This is a genomic window from Chamaesiphon sp. OTE_8_metabat_110, from assembly GCF_031382685.1.
Lineage (GTDB): Bacteria > Cyanobacteriota > Cyanobacteriia > Cyanobacteriales > Chamaesiphonaceae > Chamaesiphon.
On record NZ_JANMZA010000130.1, the window covers coordinates 1 to 2760 of the forward strand.

Consider the following 2760-nt stretch of genomic DNA (forward strand, 5'->3'; position numbering starts at 1 on the left):
GTAATGAGATCCTCGATGAAGAATTACTAGATCCCAACGGACCGGTAACTCATCCACCCAGCAAATCCGAACCACCGCGCAAACGTCGCGAATCTGTGCCGATGAACCTCAGCCAGATGCCCAAACCGCGCGAGTTAAAGAAATATCTCGACGAACATGTGATCGGTCAAGACGAAGCCAAAAAAGTCCTCTCTGTCTCCGTCTACAACCATTACAAACGGCTTAGTTACGCCCAAGCCAAAAGTGCTAATCCGACCCCCCAGCAACCGCCCACAGGGGTAAATGGCATCCACAAAGCGAACGCCATCGATGATGGAGTCGAACTCCAAAAGTCCAATATCTTGCTAGTTGGTCCCACTGGTTGTGGGAAAACAATGCTCGCCCAAACCCTAGCCAAAGTGCTAGACGTGCCCTTTGCGGTCGCTGATGCCACTACCCTTACCGAAGCTGGCTATGTCGGCGAAGATGTCGAAAACATCCTCCTCAGACTGCTCCAAGTTGCCGACATGGATGTCGAAGAAGCCCAGCGCGGCATCATCTACATCGATGAAATCGACAAAATTGCCCGCAAGAGTGAAAATCCCTCAATTACCCGCGATGTCTCCGGGGAAGGCGTACAGCAAGCACTCCTAAAAATGCTCGAAGGGACGATCGCCAGCGTACCACCCCAAGGTGGTAGAAAGCACCCCTACCAAGACTGTATCCAGATTGATACCAGCAACATCATGTTTATCTGTGGTGGGGCATTTGTCGGACTTGAAAAAACGATCGAGCAGCGACTAGGTAAAAAGTCGATGGGCTTTATCCAGCAAGGTGAGACTATTAACCGCGAACAACGGGCAGCGGATATGATGAAGTACCTAGAGCCAGAAGACTTAGTTAAATACGGCCTAATCCCCGAATTTATCGGCCGGGTTCCCGTGATTGCCACCCTCAAACCCTTAGATGAAAATGCCCTAGTTTCGATTCTGACCGAGCCGCGTAGTGCCTTGGTCAAACAGTACGAGAAACTGCTCCACATGGACAATGTTGCCCTCGAATTCGACCCCGATGCCATTCGCGCAATTGCCAAAGAAGCCCACCGCCGTAAAACCGGAGCTAGAGCCTTGCGTGGCATTGTCGAGGAACTGATGCTCGATGTGATGTATGAGTTACCCTCGCGCAAAGATCTCACCCGCTGTAAGATTACCCGCGAAATGGTGGAAAAAAGATCGACCGCTGAATTGTTAATTCATCCCACATCCGTACCCAAGCCCGAATCAGCATAGCTATCGGATTTAAGCCCGTTGGCGTAGCCGCGCCGAGAGGTAATCGAGATCGAGCGGATCTCTACGCCAAATATCTTAGAGAACTTATCCACTAAGCTCGATCGTCGATTGGTATAATTACAGACAGAGCGTGTACTTTATCCCCACTCTGAGAATCGCCTGCAAGTATCGTCTAAAGCTGAACTTCAATACATAAATCCTGTTTGATGTCAAGCCATAGAAGAGCGAATCTAGTAATAAGTTCCATCAAATGGCTGATGTACAAAGTGGGAAAAGCAAGATATCTTTAATATATAGATTCCAACCGCTAGACTAAAGTATTTTAAGTTTAGCAACGCGAATTTTAATAATTCTTTTTTAGTAGTGCTGACCTAACTGTAAATTCACCATTACTAAGGGAAATCGGGGTTTAAGCTTTCAAGGCTGGTAACATTGTTACCAGCCGTTTTTGTTTGAGGATATATTAGCGATCGAATTTATCGCCCATCTCAATTTAGCCGATCGAGCGCGTGGATTGGCAGCCAATTCAACATCAGTGGCGATAATCGGCTTTTTGGTTAAAACTTTTAACCCCTCATTTTCGCGGAGCGTATGTTTGACAATCCGATCTTCGAGACTGTGAAAGCTAATCAGCCCAATCTTACCACCAGGCTCCAGCCAAGTTGGGGCAACTGCCAAAAATTTTTCGAGCGAACTTAACTCCTGATTGACAGCAATTCTTAGAGCCTGAAACGTGCGGGTAGCCGGATGAATTCGCCCATACCGATAAGACTTGGGAACGGCACCTCCGATCGTATAAGCTAACTGTGTTGTGGTCGTATACGGTCGTCCGGCGACGATATCGCGGGCAATTTGCCGAGATAGGCGTTCTTCCCCATAAGTAAAAATAATCCGCGCCAACTCAACTTCCGACGTATGATTGACCAAATCTGCTGCGGTACTACCTTGAGATCGATCCATCCGCATATCTAGCGGTGCTTCATTCCGAAAACTAAAGCCACGCTCGGCTAAGTCTAATTGCACCGAACTCACACCCAAATCGGCAATAATACCATCAAATTTTTGGTTTGCAGGTTGGTAGTCAGCATAATTGCCATGCCAAAATTGGACGCGTTCGCCATAGGGTGCGAGCCTCAACTTGGCTGCATCTAAAGCCTGCAAATCTCGATCTAGTGCGACTAGATTTACGTCTGGCGCAGCTTGTAAAATTAGTTCGCTATGTCCGCCACCGCCGACGGTAGCATCCAAATACCAACCACCTGCAACGACATCCAATCCCGCGATTATTTCTTGGCTTAAAACTGGAATGTGTACGAATTCGGGATCCATGTTGGGAGATGGGAGATGGGAGATGGGAGAATATACTGTCCGAACTATGATTTATGTGATTGATAGATGGACTTTGATTGTCGGATAGCAGTGCATCAAAGTCCATCAGTCAATCATTTTAATCATAGTTCAGACAATATTAGGAGAGAATTCAAGGAGTGTG

At 47.4% G+C, this 2760-nt stretch carries 2 protein-coding genes; one reads left to right on the forward strand and one right to left on the reverse strand.

What is annotated here, in order from left to right:
• A partial coding sequence (clpX, locus tag RMO52_RS04535) for an ATP-dependent protease ATP-binding subunit ClpX (RefSeq protein ID WP_310411279.1) occupies window positions 1–1268 on the forward strand: 1268 nt, incomplete at its 5' end.
• Window positions 1269–1703: 435 nt separating this feature from the next.
• Here clpX and rsmH read toward each other — a convergent pair.
• A complete protein-coding gene (gene rsmH, locus RMO52_RS04540) occupies window positions 1704–2597 on the reverse strand; it encodes a 16S rRNA (cytosine(1402)-N(4))-methyltransferase RsmH (RefSeq protein ID WP_310411282.1) in 894 nt (297 codons plus the stop codon).
• Window positions 2598–2760 lie beyond the last annotated feature (163 nt).